The sequence below is a fragment of the Gilliamella sp. Bif1-4 genome (genome assembly GCF_001690535.1).
Classification (GTDB): Bacteria; Pseudomonadota; Gammaproteobacteria; order Enterobacterales; family Orbaceae; genus Gilliamella; species Gilliamella bombi.
On sequence record NZ_LZHC01000024.1, the window covers coordinates 1 to 25,343 of the forward strand.

A 25,343-nucleotide genomic window follows, 5' to 3' on the forward strand; every position below is an offset into this window, starting at 1 on the left:
ATTATTATTTTTAATAAAAGGCATAATTATGCGTTATAACGAACCACAAATGTTGACCTCAATTTTGACACAAGCCTCTTCTCTGTCTAAGATTCAAGATAGAACTAATGCATTATGCTCTTTAGCTAAAGTCGTTTATGATTTATTGCCTTCACCATTGAATCAACAATGCCGAGTTGCTAACTATCGTCAAGGTGTGTTGATTTTAGAGGTTAGTTCAGCTTGTTGGTTAACTAGATTGAAATATGAACAAAGCAATTTAATATCTGAAATACGAAAAAATATTTTACCCTCCTTATCTTCTATTCAATATCAGATTAATCCAGATATTTCGGTGAGGTGGTCACAGAGCAATTATCAAAGTGATAAGTTATCTTTAGCTTCAAGCGTGATGACACAAAAAAGCGCAATGTTTCTATCTGCATTAGCAGAAAATGCACCAGACAAGTTAAAAAAACAATTGATAAAACTTGCTAACCATGCAAAATAAGCACTGATAGTTAGTCTTCAATTTTATAAAATTATATATCTTAAAGATATAAGGAGTGAATAATGGATAAAGGTATGCTTACTTATCTTATAATCGGGTTCGTGATTGGTTTTATTATTTGTTTCATTTTTATTAGTGTTATTAGCCCTAAGGCACGTAAATATGCCAAAGTTAAACAAGAGTTAGATCAAACAAAAGATGAACTAATAGCGCAAAAACAAATGATAGCTAAACATTTTTCACATAGTGCAGAAATATTGGATAATATGGCTAAAGATTTTCGTCGTCTTTATCAACATATGGCTGAAAACTCTAGTCAATTTATGGATAGTGGTAAGATTCAGTCTTTAGATTTTGATTCAAACACAGATTCTAACGAAAAAAAAGAAGTTACGCTTGATAAGCAGCCTAGAGATTATTCCGATGATTCTTCAGGCTTATTTAAAACGGATGAAAATAAATCTTAACCTATGATTTTATTCTCTGTTACTTAATATCCAAGCAATTTTATAGAGTGTAAATTTTTGTAAAAGCGAGAGTTCTAAGATGATTAATTCATTAAAACGAAAAAAAAAATTATTAAGTATTTTAGCGTTAAGTTTAGGAATAAGTTTATCTGTACTTCCGAATACTTATGCTGCTTTTCCTCCTGCCTCAACCGATAATAATACTCAACTGCCAAGTTTGGCGCCCATGCTTGAAACTGTATTACCATCAGTTGTTAGTATTAAAGTTGAGGGAACAGCTCAAATGCAAAATAATATGCCAGAAGAATTTAGGCGTTTTTTTGGTTATCCAGATAGCCAATCGAGAGCGTTTACAGGTTTAGGTTCTGGTGTGATTATTGATGCCGAAAAGGGCTATGTTGTTACGAATAATCATGTTATTGATGGTGCTGATAAAATTACGGTTGCTCTAAACGATGGGCATGAATTTAAAGCAAAACTAATCGGTAAGGATCCACAAAGTGATATAGCATTACTTAAAATCGATGATGCCAAAAAGTTAACAGCTATTAAATTAGCAGATTCTGATAATTTACGTGTTGGTGATTACGCTGTTGCTATTGGTAATCCATTTGGCATTGGTCAAACTGTTACTTCAGGGATTATTTCAGCTTTAGCTCGTAGTGGACTTAATATGAATGGTTTTGAAAACTTTATTCAAACAGATGCTTCAATTAACCAAGGTAACTCTGGTGGAGCACTTGTGAATTTAAATGGTGAGCTTGTTGGTATAAATACCGCAATTATTGCTCCAAGTGGTGGTAATGTAGGGATAGGATTTGCAATTCCTAGTAACATGGTAAAAAGTTTAACTTCTCAGCTTATAGAATTTGGTGAAGTAAAACGTGGTGTGCTTGGTATCAAAGGTAATGAATTGACATCGGATATAGCAAAAGCGTTTGATGTTGATGTTCAAAAAGGTGCTTTTGTTAGTGAAGTTATTGAGAATTCAGCCGCACAAGCAGCAGGAATTAAATCTGGCGATATTATTGTTTCGATGGATGGTAAACCAGTCGATAGTTTTGCTGAACTACGTGCAAAAATTGCGACAACTGGGGCAGGGCGAACTGTTAAGCTAGGTTTAATTCGAGATGGTAAAACAATATCTGTTGATGTAAAACTAAAAAATAGCGATGAGACAACAACTGATGCAAAATCACTACATTCTGCTCTTGATGGAGCAACGCTTAGCAATGGCGAAATTAAAGGCCAAAAAGGTGTTTTAATAGGAAGTATTGCTAAAAATTCGCCTGCGTCTCGACTTAGTTTGCAAGAGGGAGATCTTATTACTGGAGTTAATAAAGAACGAGTAACTAATATTGCAGATCTTCGAAAAATTATTGATAGTCATCCATCAGTAATTGCGTTAAATATTATTCGTGGTGATAGTCGTTTATATTTAATTTTACGATAATCAGTCACTTTTTATATCGTCGATGCTTTAGCATCGACGAAAACTTTAATTTTAACCTTTATATAGATGTGTTAAAATCTTCATTATTCTTCCCATTACAATCCTGAAACTAATGCTCAAAAAAATTTTATGGCCAATATTAATTGGAACGGTTTTAGCTATTGTGTTATTGATTATTTTTCCTTCTTTACAAAAAGGAAACCAATCAAATTTTCCAACCTCAATTTTTCATGATGATCCATTAAGTTTTTCTAGTGCCGTTAAAACTGCGGCTCCTGCAGTAGTTAATATTTATAGTCGCTCAATTAATTCTTTTTCTCAGGAATCACAAGATAGTCCAATAACTCCGCTCGGTTCTGGAGTAATTATGAATGGGAATGGGTATATTGTTACTAATTATCATGTAATTGAAGATGCAGAACAAATTATCGTCGCATTGCAAGATGGACGAATATTTGAAGCTTTATCTGTAGGCTCAGATAAACTTGTTGATCTAGCGGTATTAAAAATAGAGGCTTCAAATATCCCCACTATATTGATAAATCCTCAACGCGAACCTAAAATTGGTGATGTCGTATTAGCCATAGGAAACCCTTACAATATAGGGCAAACTATTACACAAGGTATTATCAGTGCTACAGGTCGTGATGGATTGAGCCCATACAGAAGGCAAAATTTTATTCAAACTGATGCACCAATAAATCATGGCAATTCAGGCGGAGCGCTAGTAAATAGCAAAGGTGAATTAATGGGAATTAATACTCTTACCTTTGCAAAAAATCTAGGAAATGACATTCCTGAAGGAATCGGATTTGCTATCCCAACTGCATTAGCAGTTAAAATCATGAATAAATTAATTCGCGATGGAAAAGTTATTAGAGGATATATAGGTATTGATGGATTAGAATTTGCACCAACTCAAAACCCAAGTGATATGCCAGTGGTGTTAGGTATTTTAGTCACCAGAGCGGAAGGCCCTTCATTACAAGCAGGAATACAGGCTAATGATATTCTGATTATGGTAGATAATAAACCAGTTAAATCCATTGTTGAAACAATGGATCAAATAGCCGAGTTGAAACCTGGTACAATTATCCCCATTATAGTTCAGCGAAATGGTGAAAAGATTGAACTGCAAATAACAATCGGTCAATTACCTGTTTAATTGTTCTTTTATTTCTTGATTAACACGACTATTGGCCGTATAATCTGCGGTCTTATCATGTTTTTTTACACTTGTATGGTGTATAGATTTTGCTTTTATGGCCATTTATATAGCGATACGAAAAACTTAAGAGGCTTATTATGAAAGAAGGTATTCATCCAGAATATACTGCAATTACAGCAACTTGTTCTTGTGGTAACGTTATTAAAACTCATTCTACTGTTGGTCATGATATTCATCTTGACGTATGTGGTGAATGTCACCCATTCTATACCGGTAAACAACGTGATGTTGCAACTGGTGGACGTGTAGATAAGTTCAAACAACGCTTTGCTATGGTTGGCGGTAAAAAATAATTTTCCAAAAAACCATATTCCAAGATTAATAATAGTTAAAAAGGCGCATAATGCGCCTTTTGTTTTTCCAAAATTAGTCTTTTAGTTAATAATCAATCAAAATCGGGGTTAATACCTAAATCCTGCATTATCTTTTTAGCTTGCTTAGGAATACCGTCTTCACGATCTTTTTGTAAATCATCGTCACAAGGTAAAGGTTGACCGGTATAAGCATGAAGAAAGGCTTCACACAATAATTCACTATTTGTTGCGTGACGTAAATTATTAACTTGTCGGCGAGTACGCTCATCAGTCAATATTTTTAAAACTTTCAACGGAATTGATACTGTAATTTTTTTTACTTGCTCGCTTTTTTTACCATGTTCAGCATAAGGGCTTATATATTCGCCATTCCATTCCATCATCTTGTCACCAAATTACATCACAAATAATGTGGGCAATTCTAACGTTTTTTTTATTTCTCTGCAATCTACACATCAAGATAGTTAGACGTCTAGACATGTTGACGTCCTTATTGAATGTGTTATTCTTATACAATCTGTTTTGGAAGTAAGCAAAGTATTATTTAGAGGAATGTTATTATGGTTAGTCAAACCAACAAGTTAAGCCAAGGAACAATAGCTGTTCGTGGTGGGATTAATACTGATGAGCAATATGGTAGTGTCGTACCTGTTATTACACCATCTACTTGTTATCGTTATGAAGAATTTGCAAAACCAAGAAAGTTTGATTATGCCCGAAAAGCGAATCCTAGTCGGCGATTAGTAGAAGAAACTGTTGCAAAATTAGAAGGTGGTGCCGATGCTATCTTAACAAACTGTGGTATGTCAGCAATTCACCTTATCAGTGTTGCTTTATTAGCGCCAAATGACTTAGTTATTGCTCCTCATGATTGTTATGGTGGTAGCTATCGACTTTTTAATAGTCTAAGCCAAAAAGGCTATTTTAAAGTGAAATTTGTTGATCAATCTGATTCAATAGCCTTACAAGAAGCACTTAATTTACATCCTAAATTAGTATTGATTGAAACACCAAGTAACCCATTACTTCGTGTTGTTGATATCAAAAAAATAGCCCAACAAGCACATGATGTTGGTGCTTTGGTTTTAGTCGATAATACGTTTATGACACCGATTTTACAAAAACCGTTGGAGCTTGGTGCTGATATAGTTAGCCATTCTTGTACCAAATTTTTAAATGGACATTCGGATTTATTAGCGGGAATTTTAGTTTTCAAAGACCAACAGCTTGCTACAGATGTTTTATGGTGGGCCAACAATATTGGTACGCTTACTTCATCATTTGATAGTTATCTTTTATTACGAGGATTACGAACTCTTGCTGCTCGAGTTAATTTGCAACAAGAAAATGCCCAAAAAGTTGTTGAGTTTCTTGTTAATCACCCAAAAATTGCAAAAGTATTTCATCCCTCTTTACCATCTAATCTTGGGCATGATATTGCTAAAGAACAACAAAAGGGGTTTGGCTCGTTACTAAGTTTTGAACTGGTTGGAAATGCCGATGTAATGCCTAAGTTTTTAAAAGCGCTTAAAATTATTACATTAGCTCAATCACTTGGTGGCGTTGAAAGTCTTGTCTGCCACCCAGCAACAATGACACATTCAGGTATTAGTGCAGAAGCACGAAAAACAGCGGGTATTTCAGATCAGCTATTACGTATTTCAGTTGGTTTAGAAGATATTACTGATTTACTGGCTGATTTACAGCAAGCACTTGAAACAATCTAATTGAATTTTTAGATTAAAAAAGGATTGATGATATAATGCTGTAAGGTTATTTCATCAACCCATTATTTGCACTTTTATTAAAGTGAAGTTTTATTCTTTCTGAAATTTTCTATTTTCTTTTTTATCGCGGTAAAAATTTCATCAATTGAATGCCGTTTAGCTCTACCACAAATTTTTGCCTCTTCATTGCAGACCAAACATTGTCTTGGTTGATTTTCGAATTGTGAACGTGACAGGCTATTTTGTGTAACAATGTCAATAACATCAATATCCCACAAACGCCCTAAGGGGTGATTATTTTCGACTTCAATACAATATTTTTTAAGGGTTTTAGCCGAACATTTAATTGCTATGATTGCTTCTGAACCAGTAATGTAATGGAAATGATCTTCATTGATTATTGTTATATCATTTTGTAAAAAACAGAAATGTAAAGCTTTGATAGCTTCGTCAAAAAGATAACGAGCTCCGCTACTGTTTTTTATAGGACCAGGAATAACTATGCTTAATGATATGATTGGATATTTATAGCATGTCATTGCATGCTTTTGGTTTTCAACTCGCTTTTCCTTGGCTAGTAGCATTTGCTCAAGGGTAATAGGAGTGCCATCATCAAATTTAATTTGCATTTTTTTCATCGGATAGAAAAAGTAATAGCATGACACTTTTACATGGCAAGCTATTACTATATTAATAAAGATTAAAATTAATCTTTAACTTGACGCACAACATCAATAACTGAACCATCGCGGAAATGTACGATACCAACGATTTTATCATTAAATTCGATTGGTTTTGGTTCACCAGTTAAAGACACAGCACGTTGATAAAGCTCTTCAATGCTCATAATTGGTAAATTAGCAGCTTTTAAACGTTCAGCAATTTCTGGACGATTAGGGTTAACAGCAATACCATGGTCAGTGACTAGCACATCAACGCTCTCACCAGGAGTAACTAATGTTGTTACCTTTTTAATTACTGTTGGAATACGGCTACGAATGAGTGGCGCAACAACAATTGTTAAGTTTGCACCAGCAGCCGTATCACAGTGACCACCAGAAGCTCCGCGCATTACACCGTCAGAACCAGTTAATACATTAACATTGTAATTAAGGTCGATTTCTAACGCACTTAAAATAACAATATCAAGCTCATCAACACTTGCACCTTTTGAGGCAGGATTTGCATAAACATTAGTTGAAACTTCGATATGATCTTTATTTTTACCTAAAGATTGTCCCGCAGTGCCGTCAAAACTTTGAGTATCTAATAAACGTTTAACTAATCCTTTTTCGTGAAGATCAACAATACTTGCTGTAATACCACCTAAAGCAAATGATGCCGTGATATTTTTCGCACGCATGCGATTTTCAAGGAAACGAGTTGCTGCAGTTGACGATGCACCAGAACCAGTTTGGATTGAAAAACCATCTTTAAAATAACCAGAGTGTTCAATAACATCTGCAGCATAACGAGCGATCATCAGCTCGCGTGGATTGCTAGTGATACGCGCTGCACCCACACTAATTTTAGTTGGGTCACCCACTTCATCAACTTTAACAATATAATCGACTTGATCTTGGCGAATACTTGCTGGATGGTTAGGATATCCAACAATATCCTCAGTTAATAGTACAACTTTTTTAGCAAATTGCGCATCAACCATAGCATAACCTAGAGCACCACATTGTGATTTTCCTGATACACCATTAGCGTTGCCTTGTTCATCAGCGGTTGATACAGCTAAAAATGCGATATCAATGTTAATTTCACCACTTTGGATTAGTTTTACACGTCCACCGTGAGAATGGATATGGACTGGGTTTTCCATTAAACCGTGAGAAATCGCATCGGCTAATTTACCACGTAAACCAGAGGTATAAATTTTAGTAATTACACCAGATTCGATATGAGGAATTAACGCTGAGTTACAGCTTAATAAAGAACTTGAAGCTAGCGTCAAATTTTTAATGCCTAAATTACTGATAGTCTCAACAACTTTGTTGATAACCTTATCGCCTTCACGAAATGCATGGTGAAAAGAGATAGTCATACCATCACGCAATTCACATTTTTTAATTGCTTGCTCAATAGAATCACACAATTTACGCGTATATTTAGACTCATCTTTTAAATATGGTGTTGTTGCGTTAGCATCAACAAAAGGCTTAATATTCTTGAGATCAGGGTGCTGTTTAAGCAAATCATCAATTTTTTTGTTTATAGAAGTAGTCATTTTTCAATCCTATCAAATTTCTTTACGTACGCCAGAATACTTAGCCAACTCGATAACTTTTCTAGCTCGAGCAATAATCGGTGCATCAATCATTTTGCCATTTAGAGAAATAACGCCAAGGCCTTTTCTTTCTCCTTCTTCTGCTGCTTCAACCACTTTTTGAGCATGTTCAACTTCAGCTGCTGTTGGAGCATAAGCATTGTGGAGCAGGTCAATTTGTCTAGGATTAATGAGCGATTTGCCGTTGTAACCTAATTTTTTGATTAAGCTGACTTCTTTCAAGAAACCTTCATCATCATTAACATTAGAGTAAACAACGTCAAAAGCATCAATTTTAGCCACACGTGCTGCATGCAATACTGCACAGCGAGCATAGAATAATTCTGTACCATCGCCACGCTCAGTTTGCATATCAACAAGATAGTCAAATGCAGCTAGCGCAATACCAATTAAACGTGGAGAAGATTTAGCGATAGAAACGGCATTAACAACACCTTGAGCAGATTCGATTGCAGCCATTAATTTAGTGCTACCAACTTCACGCCCACACTCTTTTTCGATTCTTTCAACATGAGCTTCTAATTCATGAATATCTTCAGCACAGTTAGTCATAGGTAAACGTACTACATCAACACCCGCTCGTACAACTGCTTCAAGGTCTTTTAGACCAAATGGAGTATCAAGTGCGTTGATTCGTACTACTGTTTCAATCCCGTGCTCTTTATAAACAGGAAGAAGTAAAGTTTGTGCAACTAATAAACGTGCTGAATCTTTTTCCTTAATTGAAACGGCATCTTCAAGATCGAACATGATTGAATCAGGCTTATAAACAAACGAAGTTGATAACATAGCGGCGTTTGCACCTGGAAGAAATAGCATACTTCGACGTAATTTTTTCATAGTAATTTACTCCAATCTAAGTTTTCTTCTTCTGCGCCACGTAAAACTGCACATTGAACTCTAGCTTTAATAGCGCAATCAAGTGCACCTTTATCATCAATAATGATTAAACCGTCGGTTACATTAAGCTCATTTAAAGTTTGATCAACAACCGCACGGATTTGATCGCCAAATTGTTTATTAACATCACTATTAATAACAATTTCAATTCCCGTGTTTGGCATGACTTTGACTAACAAATCGCTAGATTCAAGAGTCCCGGCCATGGCTTCTTTTTGTATTTTCATTTTTTTACCTTTTAAAACGTATTAAATTTTAAATTTATCCAAATTAGCTGAAAGGTAATCCCATGTCGTAGATGGAACTAGTTTTTTTACCTCTTCATATTGCCCTGATGCCAATAATTTTCTTACTAATGAAGCTGATACAATAGTATCACCTTCGGTTATTCGTTGAACTTCAACAAAAGTAATTGCTGAGTGGTTACTAACTGCTTTATCTTCAAGCCAATAAGACATTGCTTCATTATAAGCCTTAGTTACTTCGTCATAGGGTTCAGTTCCAACAAATCGATAATTAATATTAAGTGCTGGAGCAATATAATTTCGGAATATAAGCAGATCGATACCCATATAGGCTTGATCAATTTTTGTCTTATCTTTGAGAAAATAAGTTGGAAATGTTGCTCTTGAAATAATATAAGGCGAACTTGCATGCACTGTAACATTTTTTATCTGTTTAGTGCCATCTTTAACTAACTTCAAACGTGTATCAAATGAAAATAACGATGCATTTTCATTGACGACAAAAACATGCAACCAATCACATTGACTTGCAGCATATTGAATAAGATATTGATGGCCTTTAGTGAAAGGATTAGCATTCATAACAATGCTACCAATTTTGCTCCCTTCTTTTTGTTGCGTGCTTAGTTGTTTACAATATTGCCTTATTCCAACTGGATTGTTTTCCATTAGGACAACAAGATCTGTTATTTCAACAATAGGATAAAACCCACATCCTTTAAAAAAATCTATATTTTCAGGTTTTGTATACAAAAAAAGATGGAAATAGCCGTTTTCATTGGCATATTTTATTGCATGATCCATCAAGGTTAGATTTAGTTGATTGCCACGATAATTAGGATCAATAGCAACACATTTAATAATATTGCGATCAATACCTGCACAAGCAATAATTTGTTCATTGATTTTAGCTACCATAAAAACAGTAACTTGTGAATCCAGATCAAGATCAGATCGAGATAGCAACTGTTTAACTTCTTTATAATCTTGTTCTGCTTTAGAAATATCAACAACGGCATAATCAACTAAATCGTACATAAATTTACCTCTATTCAGCTACTACATAATTAGTTAGTCGACCAATTCCTGTAATTTCGACTTCAATTGTATCGCCATCTTTCATAAATACTGGAGGATTACGTTTTTTACCAACTCCACCTGGTGATCCAGTAAGAATAACATCACCTGGAGATAAACGTGTAAAAGTACTAATATAAGAAATTAATTCAGGCACAGTATGCACAAGATTTTTAACTGAATCATGTTGCATTTGCTCGCCATTTAAATAAGTAGTTAAAGATAATACTTTTGGATCAGGAATTTCATCGCTTGTTGTAATACATGGACCGAAAGCACCAGTGCTAGGCCAGTTTTTACCTGCGGTAAACCAAGTATATTGCCAGTCGCGAATAGATCCATCCATATAACAGCTATAGCCAGCTACATATGATAACGCATCTTCTTGCTTAATGCGAAAACCAGCTTTACCTATAATAATAGCTAATTCTCCTTCATAATCCAACTCATTAGTAATAGCTGGTTTAATAATGTTGGTTTTATGACCTGTTTGAGAATCAGGGAAACGAACAAAAAGCGTTGGTGCTGAACTGGTTTCATTAAATTCTGCTCGTTTTTCGGCATAGTTCATACCAACACACAAGATTTTATTTGGATTTGGAATAACGGGTAAATAAGTAATGTCTTGTTCATCAATGTCACTTGGGGCATTAAGGTAGGTTTTGGCAATAGATAGTCCTTCTTTATCGGCAAGTAGTGATTTTAAATCGGCATATTTATCACCTAATTTTTGCTTTAAATCAACAATACCGTTGTGAGTAAGAAGACCAAAACTTGCTCTACCAGAGACAAGATAACTGACAAGCTTCATGAAAACTCCTTAAAAGCTATTTTGTTAATTGTAAATATTAAATAAAAATGAACAACCTTAGTATAAACCAAGGTTGTTACTTAATATGTAAAATCTATACTAAGAAATTGCCGAGAATAAGTAATGATATTGATACATTGATTGCACCACCAATACGAGTTGCAATTTGTGCAAATGGCATAAGTTCCATACGTTCTGCGGCAGTTAAGATTGCCACATCACCCGTTCCACCTTGACCACTTTGACAACAAGAAATAACAGCAGCATCGACAGGATACATACCAAGTTTTTTAGCAACAAAGAAACCAGTAGTAACCAAACTAACAACTGTACAAACAATAACAATTAAATTTGTCACAGTGAATGCTGCAACGATTTTATTCCATGGTGTAATTGCTACACCTACCGCAAATAAAATTGGATAGGTAACAGACGTTTGGAAGAATTTATAAACAACTTGTGAACCACTTAATACTTTAGGTGAAACGCCAGACACTAATTTAACAAAAACTGCGGCAAATAGCATTCCTACTGGCGCTGGAATACCAGTCAATTTGTGACCAATCATACCAACCATATAAAGGATAGCGGCTAATAATACACCTGAAGCGAATGTAGTTACATCAATAATAGATTCGGTTTTTGCTGCTTTTTTATCAGCAATTTCATCATCTGCTGGTAATAGTCGACCGTTACCAGTTAAGTGTGGATAAGCTTTACCGATACGATTTAAAATACCACCACAAATAATACCAGTTAAACCACCTAACATTACGATTGGTAACACACGACCAAGCGCTTCACCTTGCTCCATACCTAAGATTGAAGCGTATCCGATTGAAAGTGGAATCGCACCTTCACCAACACCACCAGCCATAATAGGTAATACTAAGAAGAAGAATGTTTCAAATGGTGTTAAACCAAGTAAATAACCAACGCCGACACCAACAAGCATACCAACGATTTCACCACATACCATTGGGCCGAAGATTTTTAAGAATCCTTGGATAAGTGTTTTCTTATCCATATTCATAATACTACCCACGATGATACAACAGATATATAAATAAAGAATATGTGTATCTTTATAGAATTTTTTTGTTGCAACAACGACTGGTTCAGGAAGAATACCATAATAATCTAATGCAGAAGGAATAAAGGTTGCACAAATTGCTGCAGCTCCCATTTTCCCAACGATCGGCAAACGTTTACCAATCTCACCACATAGAAAACCAAAAAAAGCACAAGTAACTACCATTACAACGATTTCGCTAGGTAATTTACCTGTTACTAATACTTCAGTGAAAATAAGGATACCTGCGATAATAAATAATGGAAGTGGGATAACACCAATTTTGTAGTTATCCATCAGACGCCACCAATTATATGGCCAACCAGTTAGATTTTCTGTAACAGTCTTACCCGTTGATTCTTTTCCATTAATGTTTTTCTCAGATGAGTTAAAATTCACCATTAATTTTTTTCTCCAAAATAAGTTGATTTATTCAAAATTGTTGGCGGGTATATTTACAAAAAATTAATGAAATTTTTGTGATATAAATCATAAATTAACTGTGGTTTTTATGGTTTTAAAGGATATATGTTTTTTTATGCTGTGATACACTTATTTGAACTTAATTTAAAAAGAAAATACAAAAATGCGAAAGAAAATCCACTTATCGTTTACCACAAAACTTTTTTTATCGCTTTTGTTTTTTTCGTTGATTGTTCTTGCGCTATTACAAAGCTATATTTGGAACACAACTGAAACAAATTTGTATCGAAGTTTGGGCGAAAAAGCGCAAATTCAAGCAAAAGAGTTATCTGTTTTACCAAGTTTAATTGAATATGTCAAAGACAAAGACACAAATAAAATAGCAAATTTAATCACAGATATATTTAAACAAAGTGATGCCAGCTATATTGTTATTGGCGATGCTAATGCTAACCGCTTATTTCATACAGCCAATAGCCCTTTACATTCCCCCATGGTAGGAGGGGATAATCAAGAGGTTCTTAACGGTAATAGTAGTATCACCGTTAGTGAGGGTTCTCTTGGTCTAGCATTAAGGGGGAAAGCTCCAATTATTGAAAACGGTAAGATTATTGGTATAGTCTCGGTCGGCTATATGATTGATGGTATTTATGCATTGCATATAAAACAGTTTATACCGTTTATCATTTTTTGTTCCTTGTTATTCTTAGCATTATTTATCTTTTCATACTGTTTTTCAAAAGCAATTAAAAAACAGATGTTCAATTTAGAGCCTAAAGCAATCGCACTACTGGTAAAAAGCCAAAAGTCGATCATGGAATCGATTTTTGAAGGTGTTATCGCCATTGATCTTAATTATAAAATTATCAATATTAATCAATCTGCTCGCACAATGTTAGATATTAAGATAAATGATGACGAGTTACATAAACATGATTTAAGCGAATTTATCACCTTAAGTGACTTTATCTACAAAAAAGAAAATCAAACTGAAGACATACACGATCATATATGCTATTTCAATAACATGATTGTTATTGCCAGCCGAGTTCGAGTGGTTATTGATGATAAAATTCAAGGCTGGGTAATTACTTTTCGTAATTTTGATGATATTAATGTATTAAGTATGCAATTAACGCAAGTAACGCAATATGTCGATAATTTACGCGCATTAAGGCATGAACATCTTAACTGGTTAGCAACGCTATCAGGTTTAATATATATGAAACGGTATGACGAAGCGCAATCATTTATTGCATTGCATTCTGCCGATAACCAAAGTAATTTAGACTTTATTACCAAACATTTTAATGTGCCGGCTATATGTGGTTTATTAATTGGCAAATATTCAAAAGCACACGAAATTGGCTTAAATCTAGTATTTGATCCAGCATGCCAATTAAATGCATTACCTTCACTTATCACCGAAATAGAATTTATGTCAATTTTAGGAAATTTGCTTGATAATGCTTTTAATGCTAGCTTAAAAAATGATCGTGGTGATAAAACCATTTATCTCTATCTTAGCGACGCAACAAATGAAGTTGTATTAGAGGTAACTGATCAAGGTTGTGGCATTGATGAAAATATTCGCGATTCAATTTTCGAACCTGGCGTCACATCGCAAGAAGGTAAAGAACACGGTATTGGTTTACACCTTGTTTCGACCTATATAAAAAAGGCCAATGGTTATATTACATTTGAAGATAATACCCCTTATGGAACAATTTTTTCTGTATTTATACCTAAATAATAAAAAGGCAATTATATGAATCAATTTCAAGAAGATAATATCAAAGTGCTTATTGTTGAAGATGAGCCAATTTTAGCAGAACTGAATGCAGAGTTTATTCAAAAAGACACAAAGGTTAAAGTAATTGGAATAGCTTCAACACTAGAAGAAGCTAAAATAATGGTAGAAAAATTAAAACCAACCTTAATATTACTCGATAATTATTTACCTGATGGCAAAGGAATTGAATTATTTGAATACATCATCAACAATCATCTAGATTGCTATGTTATTTTTATTACAGCTGCAAGTGATATGGATACTTGTAGTAAAGCGATTCGTTATGGTGCTTTTGATTATTTGATTAAACCCGTCTCTTATCAACGATTAAAACATTCACTTGAGCGTTTTGAACTCTTTCTATATCGACAAAGTTTACAAAAACATGTCAATCAACGAAAAATAGACGAACTTTTCAATTTGCAAACTAAAGATTTTATTGATATGAATCGCCCCTCAAAAGGAATTGAAGAAATCACGCTACAAAAAGTCAAAGACTTATTTATGCAAACAGATAAAGCACTCACTGTTGACGAAATAGTCGAAAAAGCCAATGTTAGCAAAACAACCGCTAGGCGATATTTAGAATATTGTGTACAAATCAAATTATTAACAGTAGAACTTAATCATGGAAAAATTGGACGACCAGAAAGGCTATATAAACGTTTAGGGAAATAGCTTTTTATATGTTTCAGATAAAATAATAATTGTTGAGAACATACCTATTTGAGCTTTTGTTCAGTTGTAGGTACTAGTAACACAGGGAAAAACGGTTTTTATAGCACCCAAATGCCAATATATCAACCTTATTTTGGCGTTAGAATATGCGACAGCTAAGCAAGGTAGTACGCCAAACAAGGATGTTTGGATCGGATGTTATCACCGATATTAATCATTTCCCCAAAAGGAAAAAATATTTAAAACCACTACCCCAAACAATATCAAATCCCGCTATAAGTGTCTGATTTAATTAAAAACATAAATAAAATTAATATCTTACCTGAACGTTTTTAGAACAAAAAATCTAACAACACCGAAAGGCTAATATACTTGCCTGATCATGGTGTTAAAATATGCCGATAACTAAGCGAGGTTATTACTGGATCGACTACACTAAATCATACAACTTTTTTAAGAGGTAAAGTAAACTTATCACAACTAAAAAAGGATCTAATATGAATTGGTATCAAAATACACCGTTAAACGTTATCAATCTCACAATACGGAAGTGAATGAAACCGCCACAGAAAATCACCTGCAACGACAATTTGATGTAGGTGATAAAAAACAAATTGTTGTTGCGGATTTAACGTATATTCAAGTTAAGCAACGTTGGAACTATTTATGTGTTTTAGTGAACTTATCCGATAGGCAAATTGTCGGTTACCATGTTGGTCAACATAAAACAGCAGAGCTTGTTATGTCGGCATTAAGCCAAATTAAACAACCATTATCAAAATTAGATTTATTTCATTCAGATCGCGGTAAAGAGTTTGATAATCGGTTATTAGCGGATTGTTTTAAGACATTTAATATCACGCATTCATTAAGCAAGAAAGGGTGTCCATATGACAATGCGGTAGCGGAAGCGACATTTAAAACAATTAAAACGGAATTTGTAAAAGGCCAACGTTTCAACTCAACGGCTGAGTTACAACGCGCTTTTTCGGCTTATGCCTATTGGTATAATCATAAACGATTACATTCTTCGCTAGGCTACTTGCCTCCCGTTGAATTTAAAAAACACTTACCCCCTTAATTTTTTTGTTTGAAAATGTGTTGCCATTCCAGTTTAACTCGGGTAGCGTCCTTGGGTGTCAATATAACCATACGTGTCATTGTCTGGACTGGTCACTCGAGCCGGTAAGGTGCCACTCACTTGGGGCCAGCTAATAGGCGCTGGGCGGTAGAGTTTTAATGCCTGATAAGGAATGGCGGTAAACTTAAGCTGATAAGCATCAGTGCGGTTACCTTGTCCTTCAACACTTAAAATAATCACACCGTCCTTTATGTCAGCGAGTGGACTGTCGTTGAGGTTAATCCATTGTCCCGGTGCAAGGGCGTAGCGGTTACTTTTACCGCGGATAATAACTTGTTGGCTAATTTTTTGTTCGTGGCGAATACGAGCATACCACTTACCACTTTCAATGCCGCTGTCGTTATTATCGTTATTGTCACTATCACTCTGGCTCTCTTGCCCATTATCCTTTAGACCTTTGTAGTGCTCTTCATAACGATAATCAGTGCCATAGTAGACCGATATTATCAGCGCGTAGCTCTTTCGGATTATCCTTCACTTGCAGGTGGCTAACAGTGCCTTTTAATAAGCTGTATTTAGCCATTGGTTTGACCCTGATCTTCTATTGGTTGTTCGCTTTGATCTGGGGTAAAACCTCGTTCATCAATTACTTTAACCCAATTGGGCAAAATGGGGGTACGACAATAATAGTTAGCATAAGGGTCAAGTTTTTTAATACGTTCAAATTCTGGCGTTTGTGGATCATCATATAATTCGGGATCACCTGAGCGGTTAAGCTTTTTAAAGCGCGCATGTTCTTTTGAACTATCATGTAGCCAAGGTTTAGGGTAGCCCAAAGCCGAATATATACGATTACTGATAAATGTATAACGACCTCCTAATAATAAAAAAAATAAAACTACAAAAAATAAGAACATTATGATATCTGTTAGGGTGAAAATAATCAGCGAAGTAATATCTAAATTTATCTGAACATAAATTGTTATTGTTAAAACTACATAAGCAAATAAGCTAAATATGCCAACACCTATTGTAAGATACTTTAACATTTGTAGTGTCGTTACACCTACCGATCTCGGAAAGTATAAAGCATGATATTGGGGCATGCGTACGGCATAGGATTGATAATGATTATCGTCAATTTGCTCTACTACCATTTCTACGTAATCGCCGTCCTTAAAGCTTACATGCTCTAATTTCCCTTGTATCTTTTGATTGCCCACATAACATTTAAAACGTTTGCCTTCTAGTGTGACGCTGCCTGCGGTTAATGCCCCGATTAAAGCCCCAATTGCCTCAAACATGCCGACAATTGCCAAGCCAATTACTGCCAGTAGGCCGATATTATCAGCACGTAGCTCTTTCGGGTCATCCTTTATTTGCAGGTGGCTGACGGTGCCTTTTAATAAACTGTATTTAGCCATTGGTTTGACCCTGATCTTCTATTGGTTGTTCGCTTTGATCTGGGGTAAAACCTCGTTCATCAATTACTTTAACCCAATTGGGCAAAATGGGGGTACGACAATAATAGTTAGCATAAGGGTCAAGTTTTTTAATACGTTCAAATTCTGGCGTTTGTGGATCATCATATAATTCGGGATCACCTGAGCGGTTAAGCTTTTTAAAGCGCGCATGTTCTTTTGAACTATCATGTAGCCAAGGTTTAGGGTAGCCCAAAGCCGAATATATACGATTACTGATAAATGTATAACGACCTCCTAATAATAAAAAAAATAAAACTACAAAAAATAAGAACATTATGATATCTGTTAGGGTGAAAATAATCAGCGAAGTAATATCTAAATTTATCTGAACATAAATTGTTATTGTTAAAACTACATAAGCAAATAAGCTAAATATGCCAACACCTATTGTAAGATACTTTAACATTTGTAGTGTCGTTACACCTACCGATCTCGGAAAGTATAAAGCATGATATTGGGGCATGCGTACGGCATAGGATTGATAATGATTATCGTCAATTTGCTCTACTACCATTTCTACGTAATCGCCGTCCTTAAAGCTTACATGCTCTAATTTCCCTTGTATCTTTTGATTGCCCACATAACATTTAAAACGTTTGCCTTCTAGTGTGACGCTGCCTGCGGTTAATGCCCCGATTAAAGCCCCAATTGCCTCAAACATGCCGACAATTGCCAAGCCAATTACTGCCAGTAGGCCGATATTATCAGCACGTAGCTCTTTCGGGTCATCCTTTATTTGCAGGTGGCTGACGGTGCCTTTTAATAAACTGTATTTAGCCATTGGTTTGACCCTGATCTTCTATTGGTTGTTCGCTTTGATCTGGGGTAAAACCTCGTTCATCAATTACTTTAACCCAATTGGGCAAAATGGGGGTACGACAATAATAGTTAGCATAAGGGTCAAGTTTTTTAATACGTTCAAATTCCGGAGTTTGTGGATCATCATATAATTCGGGATCACCTGAGCGGTTAAGTTTTTTAAAGCGCGCATGTTCTTTTGAACTATCATGTAGCCAAGGTTTAGGGTAGCCCAAAGCCGAATATATACGATTACTGATAAACGTATAACGACCTCCTAACAATAAAAAAAATAAAACTAAAAAAAATAGGAACGTTATAATATTTGATATAGTAAAAATAATTAGCGATGTAATATCTAATTTTATCTGAATATACATCATAATTGTTAAAACTACATAAGCAAATAAGCTAAATATGCCAACACCTATTGTAAGATACTTTAACATTTGTAGTGTCGTTACTCCGACCGATCTTGGAAAGTATAAAGCATGATATTGGGGCATGCGCGTGGCATAGGATTGATAATGATTATCGTCAATTTGTTCTACCACCATTTCTACATAATCGCCGTCTTTAAAACTTATATGCTCTAATTTCCCTTGTATCTTTTGATTGCCCACATAACATTTAAAACGTTTGCCTTCTAGTGTGACGCTGCCTGCGGTTAATGCCCCGATTAAAGCCCCAATTGCCTCAAACATGCCGACAATTGCCAAGCCAATTACTGCCAGTAGACCGATATTATCAGCACGTAGCTCTTTCGGGTCATCCTTTATTTGCAGGTGGCTGATGGTGCCTTTTAATAAACTATATTTAGCCATTTAAAAATCCTGTTTCATCCATATCTTGTTCAATTAATGCTAATGCTTCATCAATAGTATAGTTGGTATTGTTATTAGCTTGTGACTCATTTTTGTTAATATCAAACATATCCTTTAATACTTCAGTTTCAAACGCGGTGGTTTGTTGTTATGGAATTCGATAGATATGGTTATTATTTAAAAACTTTAATTAAATCAATGTGTTTTTAGTGTTTTTTCACGGATCATTGGTTTTGCTATCTTATATCAAAACCAATAATGAGCCTTTGTAGCTTATAAAGCCAAACTTATTCCACGGTAACCGATTTTGCCAAATTACGAGGTTGATCGACATCAGTGCCTTTGATTAAAGCAACATGATACGCCAGTAGTTGTGTAGGTACTGTGTAATATATTGGTGCAGTAAGTTCTTCAATATGGGGTAGGTTTATAATGTGCATGGTGTCATCACTAACAAATTCCGAATCTTCTTGAGCAAAAACATATAGTTGACCACCACGCGCTCGAACTTCTTCAATATTGGATTTTAGTTTTTCTAGCATTTCGTTGGTTGGTGCCATAACAATCACCGGCATATCCGCATCAATTAATGCAAGTGGACCATGTTTGAGTTCACCAGCTGCATAGGCTTCGGCGTGAATATAAGATATTTCTTTGAGTTTTAGCGAAGCTTCCATAGCGATTGGATACTCATCACCTCGACCTAAGAATAGCGCATGATGTTTATCAACAAAATGACTAGCTAGTTTTTTAATTTGAGGTTCTGCCGTGAGCACTTGCTCAATGCGGTTTGGTAGGACTTGTAGCGCATGCACAATAGCCTGCTCAGTACTTTCAGCCATATTATTTATGCGCCCTAATTTAGCAACTAGTAGCAATAAAACCGTTAATTGTGTGGTAAAGGCTTTAGTTGACGCAACACCGATTTCAACCCCCGCCTTGGTTAATAGAACTAAATCTGCTTCGCGCACTAGTGTTGAGGCAGCCGCATTACAGATAGCAAGGGTGCTTAGGTAATTATTTTCTTTGGCTAATCGCAATGCAGCGAGTGTGTCAGCCGTTTCACCGGATTGTGAAAGGGTGATAAATAAGCTATTTTTGCGACGAGCTGGATTTCGATAACGGAATTCTGATGCAATCTCGACATCACAAGGAATTCCTGCTAAAGCTTCAAACCAATAACGTGCAACCATACCTGCATTATAAGCAGTACCACAGGCAACAATTTGAACATGCTCAACCTGTTTAAGGATGGCTTTGGCTTCATCACCAAGTTCGGACAAATCAACTTTACCATGTACCATGCGGCCTTCAAGCGTATTTTTTATTGCATTAGGTTGTTCGTAGATCTCTTTTTGCATGTAATGACTGTAGCCTGCTTTGCTGCCAGCATCATATTTTGCATCAGATTCTATACATGGCCTTGCTACTTCTTGATGATTTTTGTCTAAGATTGACACCGTACGGTGAGTGATAAGTGCGATATCACCTTCTTCCAAATAGATGAATTGGCGAGTGACAGGTAATAGTGCTAATTGATCGGATGCGATAAAGTTCTCACCTACGCCACAACCTATAACTAAAGGACTGCCTGAACGTGCCGCAACCAGTATATCTGGATTGCGAGTGTCCATAATGACTGTACCGTAAGCCCCTCGTAGTTGTGGAATAGCTTTTTGTACAGCGTCAAATAAGGAACAATCTTCTGTTGATATAATGTTATGAATTAAGTGGGCAATAACTTCAGTATCCGTTTCTGAACGAAATTGATAACCTTTGGCGATCAGCTTTTCACGCAGTGGTTCAAAATTTTCGATAATTCCATTATGCACAACGGCAATAAAACCAGATACATGTGGATGAGCATTGTGTTCAGCTGGTTCACCATGAGTTGCCCAGCGAGTATGAGCAATTCCTGTAGATCCTTCTAGTGGATGCTGTTCAATGGCATCTTTAAGTGCTTGTACTTTGCCAACACGACGAACGCGTTGTAATTCACCTTGTGGTGAAATAATTGCCAGTCCTGCCGAGTCATAACCACGATATTCTAATCGTTTTAAACCTTCTAATAATATTTCAGCAACATCACGTTTGGCGATAGCACCTACAATTCCACACATAGTTTATTCCTCGTTAGTTAGCTTTGTTGGTCGTTTCCAACCAGCAAGTTGTTTTTGTTTTACTCGGCTTACGACCAATTCGTTCTCATTCACATTATTGGTAACCGTTGTCCCTGCTGCAATAGTTGCCCCTTTACCCACTTTTACAGGTGCAATTAATTGCGTATCAGAACCAACAAACACATCATCTTCAATAATAGTTTTAAATTTGTTTGCACCGTCATAATTACAGGTGATGGTGCCTGCGCCTATGTTGACGTTACTACCAATTTCGCTATCGCCAAGATAACTTAAGTGTCCGGCTTTGCTTGCCTGGCCAAGATGTGCTTTTTTTAGTTCAACAAAGTTGCCAACATGGGCTTGTTCATCAAGCTGTGAACCAGGTCGTAGACGGGCGAAAGGTCCGATAGTGCACTGTTTAGCGATAGTTGAATCTTCAATAATGCTATACGGACTGACTGTTGAATCATCATCAATTGAGCAATTTTTTAAGATACAGCTTGCACCAATAAATACGTTATTGCCTAGTTTGACATTTCCTTCAATAATTACATTACAATCAATCGTAACATCTTTACCATGCGATAGTGTGCCTCGTAAGTCAAAGCGATTTGGATCAAGCAGGGTGACACCAGCTAGTAATAAATTTTGAGCTTGCTGGTGTTGATATTGTCGTTCTAATATTGCCAATTGTAGGCGATTATTAACACCTTCAACTTCAAATTGTTGCGTAGGTTGGGATGTTTTAATGTCATAACCATCTTGATAAGCAAAAGCAATAATATCCGTTAAGTAATACTCTTTTTGTGCATTATTATTAGTTAAACGAGATAACCAATCTTTGAGTAATTTACCAGTAACAAGCATAATGCCAGTGTTAATTTCTTTGATTTTTTGTTGCTCAAGAGATGCATCTTTCTGCTCAACAATGGCGATAACTTTGCCATTTTTACGTTCGATTCGTCCATACCCTGTTGGATCATCTAACGTTACTGTTAATAATGCAATGCCGTGATCTGTTTTACTAGTGATTAAATTTTTTAATGTTTCAACCGAAATTAATGGCGTATCCCCATAAAGAATCAACATATCTTCGTCATCTTGAATGTAAGGGATAGCTTGTTGAACAGCGTGACCAGTGCCGAGTTGTTCCGCTTGATAAATCAGTTGCACATGTTGATCTTTAAGCGCATCTTCAAGCTGTTGTTTGCCATGCCCATAAACAATATTGATGCTATTTGTATTAAGTTGTTGAACTGTATCAATCACATGTTGTAACATCGGCTTGGCGCCAATTTTATGTAAAACTTTAGGTAGGTTGGAATGCATCCGTGTGCCTTTTCCTGCCGCCAAAATAATTGCACTCAGTTTTGGTGGTGAAATTGCCATAATTGGTTCCGATCTGGTTGAATTAGCGTAACACTATAATCAAAATTTTTAATGAAATCATCCCCAATCTTTTAATTTTTATCATAAAAAAAGTAAAATTGATATTTACCAAAGAGTTTAACAAAAGAGGCAGTAAGTTATGAATTCCGCTATAAAAGTTTTATTACTCTATACCACACACGAAAAACAGACATTTAAGATTATGCAACGCATAAAAACACGACTTAATGGTCGATGTGATTGTGATGTTATTGAGCTGTTACCCGATACTAAAATCGATCTGACACAATACCAAGCAGCCTTATTGGGAAGTTCGATTCGTTATGGATTTTATAGCAAAGTGATGAAAACGTTTATCGATAAAAATTATCAGCAATTAAATAGTATGAAGTCTGGATTTTTTGGGGTAAATATGGTTGCGAGAAAACCCAATAAAAATACACCAGAAACAAATTTATATACCAAAAAGTTTTTAGCTAAAATAGCATGGAAACCAGCTTTTACCGCTGTTTTTGCTGGTGCACTTTATTATCCTCAATATAATTGGTTTGATCGCAATATGATCCGCTTTATTATGTGGTTAGGAAAAGGTGATACTGATGTAACAAAACCAGTTATTGAATATACAGATTGGGCAAAGGTAGATGAATTTGCTGAACAGTTTTATACTTAAACGTATATTTACCTGAAACTTTTTTACAAATAAATTGATATTTTTCTAAAGATATCAAGTGTTCAACTTCTTTTAAAGAAACTTTGTGATATAGATCAACATTTCGGCTAAAAAGGTGTACAATACTGCGCCTATAGAATCTGTCTCCTAATTGGAATTTTAATTGTGATTGAAAATTTAAGAAATATTGCCATTATTGCTCACGTTGACCATGGTAAAACAACATTGGTTGATAAGTTATTAAAACAGTCAGGTACGCTAGATAATCTACGTGGTGAAGATAACGAACGCATCATGGACTCTAATGCGCTTGAAAAAGAGCGTGGTATTACCATTTTAGCTAAAAATACCGCTATTGATTGGAATGGTTACCGAATTAATATCGTTGATACCCCAGGACATGCTGATTTTGGTGGTGAAGTTGAACGTGTTATGTCTATGGTTGATTCTGTATTATTGCTCGTTGATGCAATGGATGGACCAATGCCTCAAACACGTTTTGTAACGCAAAAAGCATTTGCTTATGGTTTAAAACCGATTGTGGTTATCAATAAAGTAGACCGACCAGGAGCTCGCCCTGATTGGGTGGTTGACCAAGTGTTTGATCTGTTTGTTAATTTAGGAGCTACTGATGAACAGCTAGATTTCCCTATTGTTTATGCTTCTGCATTAATGGGTATTGCGGGCTTAGATCATGAAAATATGGCTGAAGATATGACGCCACTATTTGAAGCGATTGTTAAACATGTTGAACCACCAAAAGTGGATTTAGATGGTCCATTCCAAATGCAAATTTCTCAACTTGATTATAATAATTATGTTGGCGTTATTGGTATTGGTCGTATTAAACGTGGTCGTGTTAAACCTAATCAACAAGTGACTATAGTTGATAGTGAAGGTAACAAACGTACAGGTAAAGTAGGGCAAGTGCTAGGTCATTTAGGGCTGCAACGTTATGAAGCTGAAGTTGCCGAAGCTGGTGATATTATTGCATTAACTGGTCTTGGTGAACTCGGTATCTCTGACACGATTTGTGATAACAGTTGCGTTGAAGCTCTGCCGGCATTAACCGTTGATGAACCAACAGTAACTATGTTCTTTAATGTTAATAGCTCACCATTTGCTGGTAAAGAAGGTAAATATGTAACATCTCGACAAATTCTTGAGCGTTTAAATAAAGAGCTTGTACATAATGTTGCGCTGCGCGTTGAAGAAACTCCAGATCCCGATGCTTTTAGAGTATCTGGTCGTGGTGAATTGCATTTATCAGTACTAATTGAAAATATGCGCCGTGAAGGTTATGAGCTAGGTGTTTCTCGTCCTAAGGTTATTTTTAGAGAAATTGACGGTAAAAAACAAGAACCATTTGAACAAGTTACGCTTGATATTGAAGAACAGCATCAAGGTTCAGTAATGGAAGCTCTTGGTTTACGTAAAGGTGATCTAACAAACATGTTACCAGATGGTAAAGGTCGCGTACGTTTAGATTACGTAATTCCAAGTCGTGGACTTATCGGTTTCAGAACTGAATTTATGACTATGACTTCAGGTACTGGTTTACTTTATTCTACATTTAGTCATTATGATGATATTCGCCCAGGCGAAATTGGCCAGCGTAATAATGGCGTAATGATTTCTAACGGTACAGGTAAAGCATTGGCTTATGCGTTATATGGTTTACAAGACCGTGGTAAGTTATTCCTAGGTCATGGTGCTGAAGTATATGAAGGGCAAATCATTGGTATACATACTCGTTCAAACGATTTAACTGTTAACTGTTTAACGGGTAAAAAATTGACTAATATGCGAGCATCAGGTACCGACGAAGCAACAACACTTTCACCGCCAATTAAAATGTCATTGGAACAAGCGTTAGAGTTTATTGACGATGATGAATTAGTTGAAGTAACACCGTTATCTATCCGTCTTCGTAAACGTCATTTGACGGAAAATGACCGAAAACGCGCATTTAGAAGTGGTAACAAAGACTAATTAATATTT

The 25,343-nt window shown here is 35.7% G+C and carries 24 protein-coding genes and 1 pseudogene; 11 read left to right on the plus strand and 14 right to left on the minus strand.

The window, feature by feature from the left end:
- The 5 genes from A9G25_RS02765 to rpmE all read left to right on the plus strand — a co-directional run.
- A partial coding sequence (locus A9G25_RS02765) for a DUF721 domain-containing protein (RefSeq protein WP_081297122.1) occupies positions 1-490 on the plus strand: 490 nt, incomplete at its 5' end.
- A 62-nt stretch (positions 491-552) separates the two neighbouring features.
- Positions 553-957, plus strand: coding sequence for a YhcB family protein (locus A9G25_RS02770; protein ID WP_065625645.1), 405 nt, complete (start codon positions 553-555; stop codon positions 955-957).
- Positions 958-1,036: 79 nt separating this feature from the next.
- Positions 1,037-2,410, plus strand: coding sequence for a Do family serine endopeptidase (locus A9G25_RS02775; protein WP_065625646.1), 1,374 nt, complete (start codon positions 1,037-1,039; stop codon positions 2,408-2,410).
- Between the two features lie 112 nt (positions 2,411-2,522).
- A complete protein-coding gene (gene degS, locus A9G25_RS02780; protein WP_065625647.1) occupies positions 2,523-3,575 on the plus strand; it encodes an outer membrane-stress sensor serine endopeptidase DegS in 1,053 nt (350 codons plus the stop codon).
- Between the two features lie 140 nt (positions 3,576-3,715).
- Complete coding sequence (gene rpmE, locus A9G25_RS02785) at positions 3,716-3,931, plus strand: 50S ribosomal protein L31 (protein ID WP_034914396.1); 216 nt, start codon at positions 3,716-3,718, stop codon at positions 3,929-3,931.
- Positions 3,932-4,023: 92 nt separating this feature from the next.
- Here rpmE and metJ read toward each other — a convergent pair whose 3' ends face one another.
- Positions 4,024-4,335: a met regulon transcriptional regulator MetJ gene (gene metJ / locus A9G25_RS02790; RefSeq protein WP_065625648.1), complete on the minus strand. Its 312-nt coding sequence runs from the start codon at positions 4,333-4,335 to the stop codon at positions 4,024-4,026.
- Between the two features lie 177 nt (positions 4,336-4,512).
- On the opposite strand from metJ, the gene metB reads away from it, so the two are divergent.
- Positions 4,513-5,679 (plus strand): cystathionine gamma-synthase, encoded by a 1,167-nt coding sequence (metB, locus tag A9G25_RS02795; protein WP_065625649.1) that lies wholly within the window; start codon positions 4,513-4,515, stop codon positions 5,677-5,679.
- Between the two features lie 77 nt (positions 5,680-5,756).
- On the opposite strand, the gene citX is transcribed toward metB, so the two are convergent.
- The 7 genes and pseudogenes from citX to A9G25_RS02830 all read right to left on the minus strand — a co-directional run.
- On the minus strand, positions 5,757-6,308 hold the full coding sequence (citX, locus tag A9G25_RS02800) for a citrate lyase holo-[acyl-carrier protein] synthase (RefSeq protein ID WP_176701068.1): 552 nt from the start codon (positions 6,306-6,308) through the stop codon (positions 5,757-5,759).
- 77 nt (positions 6,309-6,385) lie between these two features.
- Entirely contained in the window at positions 6,386-7,915 is a 1,530-nt protein-coding gene (gene citF / locus A9G25_RS02805; protein WP_065609086.1) for a citrate lyase subunit alpha, read from the minus strand.
- 12 nt (positions 7,916-7,927) lie between these two features.
- Entirely contained in the window at positions 7,928-8,815 is an 888-nt protein-coding gene (citE, locus tag A9G25_RS02810; protein WP_034914409.1) for a citrate (pro-3S)-lyase subunit beta, read from the minus strand.
- Complete coding sequence (gene citD, locus A9G25_RS02815; protein ID WP_065561413.1) at positions 8,812-9,102, minus strand: citrate lyase acyl carrier protein; 291 nt, start codon at positions 9,100-9,102, stop codon at positions 8,812-8,814. Before citD ends, citE begins: the two co-directional genes overlap by 4 nt.
- Before the next feature lie 21 nt (positions 9,103-9,123).
- Complete coding sequence (gene citC, locus A9G25_RS02820; protein WP_065561414.1) at positions 9,124-10,158, minus strand: [citrate (pro-3S)-lyase] ligase; 1,035 nt, start codon at positions 10,156-10,158, stop codon at positions 9,124-9,126.
- A gap of 10 nt (positions 10,159-10,168) precedes the next feature.
- Positions 10,169-11,008, minus strand: a complete 840-nt coding sequence (locus A9G25_RS02825; protein ID WP_065589426.1) for a fumarylacetoacetate hydrolase family protein — start codon at positions 11,006-11,008, stop codon at positions 10,169-10,171.
- A 94-nt stretch (positions 11,009-11,102) separates the two neighbouring features.
- Positions 11,103-12,389: pseudogene (locus A9G25_RS02830) on the minus strand (2-hydroxycarboxylate transporter family protein); the annotation flags it as partial.
- A gap of 277 nt (positions 12,390-12,666) precedes the next feature.
- On the opposite strand from A9G25_RS02830, the gene A9G25_RS02835 reads away from it, so the two are divergent.
- From A9G25_RS02835 to A9G25_RS02845, 3 genes are all read left to right on the plus strand, one after another.
- The gene (locus A9G25_RS02835) at positions 12,667-14,256 is read left to right on the plus strand and encodes an ATP-binding protein (RefSeq protein WP_065625651.1); all 1,590 of its coding nucleotides are present in this window, start codon (positions 12,667-12,669) and stop codon (positions 14,254-14,256) included.
- A gap of 15 nt (positions 14,257-14,271) precedes the next feature.
- On the plus strand, positions 14,272-14,973 hold the full coding sequence (locus A9G25_RS02840) for a response regulator (protein ID WP_065625652.1): 702 nt from the start codon (positions 14,272-14,274) through the stop codon (positions 14,971-14,973).
- Between the two features lie 502 nt (positions 14,974-15,475).
- Positions 15,476-16,054, plus strand: a complete 579-nt coding sequence (locus tag A9G25_RS02845) for an IS3 family transposase (protein WP_065625653.1) — start codon at positions 15,476-15,478, stop codon at positions 16,052-16,054.
- A gap of 33 nt (positions 16,055-16,087) precedes the next feature.
- Here the strand turns inward: A9G25_RS02845 and A9G25_RS13320 are convergent, their stop codons facing one another.
- The 6 genes from A9G25_RS13320 to glmU all read right to left on the minus strand — a co-directional run bounded on the left by A9G25_RS13320 (position 16,088) and on the right by glmU (position 22,669).
- A complete protein-coding gene (locus A9G25_RS13320; RefSeq protein WP_442903078.1) occupies positions 16,088-16,582 on the minus strand; it encodes a contractile injection system protein, VgrG/Pvc8 family in 495 nt (164 codons plus the stop codon).
- A gap of 47 nt (positions 16,583-16,629) precedes the next feature.
- Positions 16,630-17,478: a hypothetical protein gene (locus A9G25_RS02855; protein WP_065625655.1), complete on the minus strand. Its 849-nt coding sequence runs from the start codon at positions 17,476-17,478 to the stop codon at positions 16,630-16,632.
- Positions 17,471-18,319 carry a hypothetical protein gene (locus A9G25_RS02860; protein WP_065625655.1) on the minus strand — a complete coding sequence of 283 codons (849 nt, stop codon included), beginning with the start codon at positions 18,317-18,319 and terminating at the stop codon, positions 17,471-17,473. The genes A9G25_RS02855 and A9G25_RS02860 overlap by 8 nt, the downstream gene beginning before the upstream one ends.
- Positions 18,312-19,160 carry a hypothetical protein gene (locus A9G25_RS02865; RefSeq protein WP_065625656.1) on the minus strand — a complete coding sequence of 283 codons (849 nt, stop codon included), beginning with the start codon at positions 19,158-19,160 and terminating at the stop codon, positions 18,312-18,314. The genes A9G25_RS02860 and A9G25_RS02865 overlap by 8 nt, the downstream gene beginning before the upstream one ends.
- A gap of 287 nt (positions 19,161-19,447) precedes the next feature.
- A complete protein-coding gene (gene glmS / locus A9G25_RS12530) occupies positions 19,448-21,280 on the minus strand; it encodes a glutamine--fructose-6-phosphate transaminase (isomerizing) (protein WP_065625657.1) in 1,833 nt (610 codons plus the stop codon).
- Positions 21,281-21,283: 3 nt separating this feature from the next.
- Complete coding sequence (gene glmU / locus A9G25_RS12535; protein ID WP_141674982.1) at positions 21,284-22,669, minus strand: bifunctional UDP-N-acetylglucosamine diphosphorylase/glucosamine-1-phosphate N-acetyltransferase GlmU; 1,386 nt, start codon at positions 22,667-22,669, stop codon at positions 21,284-21,286.
- 139 nt (positions 22,670-22,808) lie between these two features.
- Here glmU and hemG point away from each other — a divergent pair, with 139 nt between their 5' ends.
- Positions 22,809-23,342 (plus strand): menaquinone-dependent protoporphyrinogen IX dehydrogenase, encoded by a 534-nt coding sequence (hemG, locus tag A9G25_RS02880; RefSeq protein WP_081297125.1) that lies wholly within the window; start codon positions 22,809-22,811, stop codon positions 23,340-23,342.
- 165 nt (positions 23,343-23,507) lie between these two features.
- A complete protein-coding gene (gene typA / locus A9G25_RS02885; protein ID WP_065625658.1) occupies positions 23,508-25,334 on the plus strand; it encodes a ribosome-dependent GTPase TypA in 1,827 nt (608 codons plus the stop codon).
- Positions 25,335-25,343: the final 9 nt, after the last annotated feature.

Bases quoted from the DNA above. Each gene is read 5' to 3' on its own strand.
- citX (WP_176701068.1), bottom strand. From the start codon at position 6,308: ATGCAAATTAAATTTGATGATGGCACTCCTATTACCCTTGAGCAAATG.
- rpmE (WP_034914396.1), top strand. From the start codon at position 3,716: ATGAAAGAAGGTATTCATCCAGAATATACTGCAATTACAGCAACTTGT.
- glmS (WP_065625657.1), bottom strand. From the start codon at position 21,280: ATGTGTGGAATTGTAGGTGCTATCGCCAAACGTGATGTTGCTGAAATA.
- A9G25_RS02770 (WP_065625645.1), top strand. From the start codon at position 553: ATGGATAAAGGTATGCTTACTTATCTTATAATCGGGTTCGTGATTGGT.
- A9G25_RS02835 (WP_065625651.1), top strand. From the start codon at position 12,667: ATGCGAAAGAAAATCCACTTATCGTTTACCACAAAACTTTTTTTATCG.
- A9G25_RS02855 (WP_065625655.1), bottom strand. From the start codon at position 17,478: ATGGCTAAATACAGTTTATTAAAAGGCACCGTCAGCCACCTGCAAATA.
- degS (WP_065625647.1), top strand. From the start codon at position 2,523: ATGCTCAAAAAAATTTTATGGCCAATATTAATTGGAACGGTTTTAGCT.
- A9G25_RS02860 (WP_065625655.1), bottom strand. From the start codon at position 18,319: ATGGCTAAATACAGTTTATTAAAAGGCACCGTCAGCCACCTGCAAATA.
- A9G25_RS02840 (WP_065625652.1), top strand. From the start codon at position 14,272: ATGAATCAATTTCAAGAAGATAATATCAAAGTGCTTATTGTTGAAGAT.
- citD (WP_065561413.1), bottom strand. From the start codon at position 9,102: ATGAAAATACAAAAAGAAGCCATGGCCGGGACTCTTGAATCTAGCGAT.
- hemG (WP_081297125.1), top strand. From the start codon at position 22,809: ATGAATTCCGCTATAAAAGTTTTATTACTCTATACCACACACGAAAAA.
- A9G25_RS02825 (WP_065589426.1), bottom strand. From the start codon at position 11,008: ATGAAGCTTGTCAGTTATCTTGTCTCTGGTAGAGCAAGTTTTGGTCTT.
- glmU (WP_141674982.1), bottom strand. From the start codon at position 22,669: ATGGCAATTTCACCACCAAAACTGAGTGCAATTATTTTGGCGGCAGGA.
- metJ (WP_065625648.1), bottom strand. From the start codon at position 4,335: ATGATGGAATGGAATGGCGAATATATAAGCCCTTATGCTGAACATGGT.
- metB (WP_065625649.1), top strand. From the start codon at position 4,513: ATGGTTAGTCAAACCAACAAGTTAAGCCAAGGAACAATAGCTGTTCGT.
- citC (WP_065561414.1), bottom strand. From the start codon at position 10,158: ATGTACGATTTAGTTGATTATGCCGTTGTTGATATTTCTAAAGCAGAA.
- A9G25_RS02865 (WP_065625656.1), bottom strand. From the start codon at position 19,160: ATGGCTAAATATAGTTTATTAAAAGGCACCATCAGCCACCTGCAAATA.
- citE (WP_034914409.1), bottom strand. From the start codon at position 8,815: ATGAAAAAATTACGTCGAAGTATGCTATTTCTTCCAGGTGCAAACGCC.
- citF (WP_065609086.1), bottom strand. From the start codon at position 7,915: ATGACTACTTCTATAAACAAAAAAATTGATGATTTGCTTAAACAGCAC.
- A9G25_RS02775 (WP_065625646.1), top strand. From the start codon at position 1,037: ATGATTAATTCATTAAAACGAAAAAAAAAATTATTAAGTATTTTAGCG.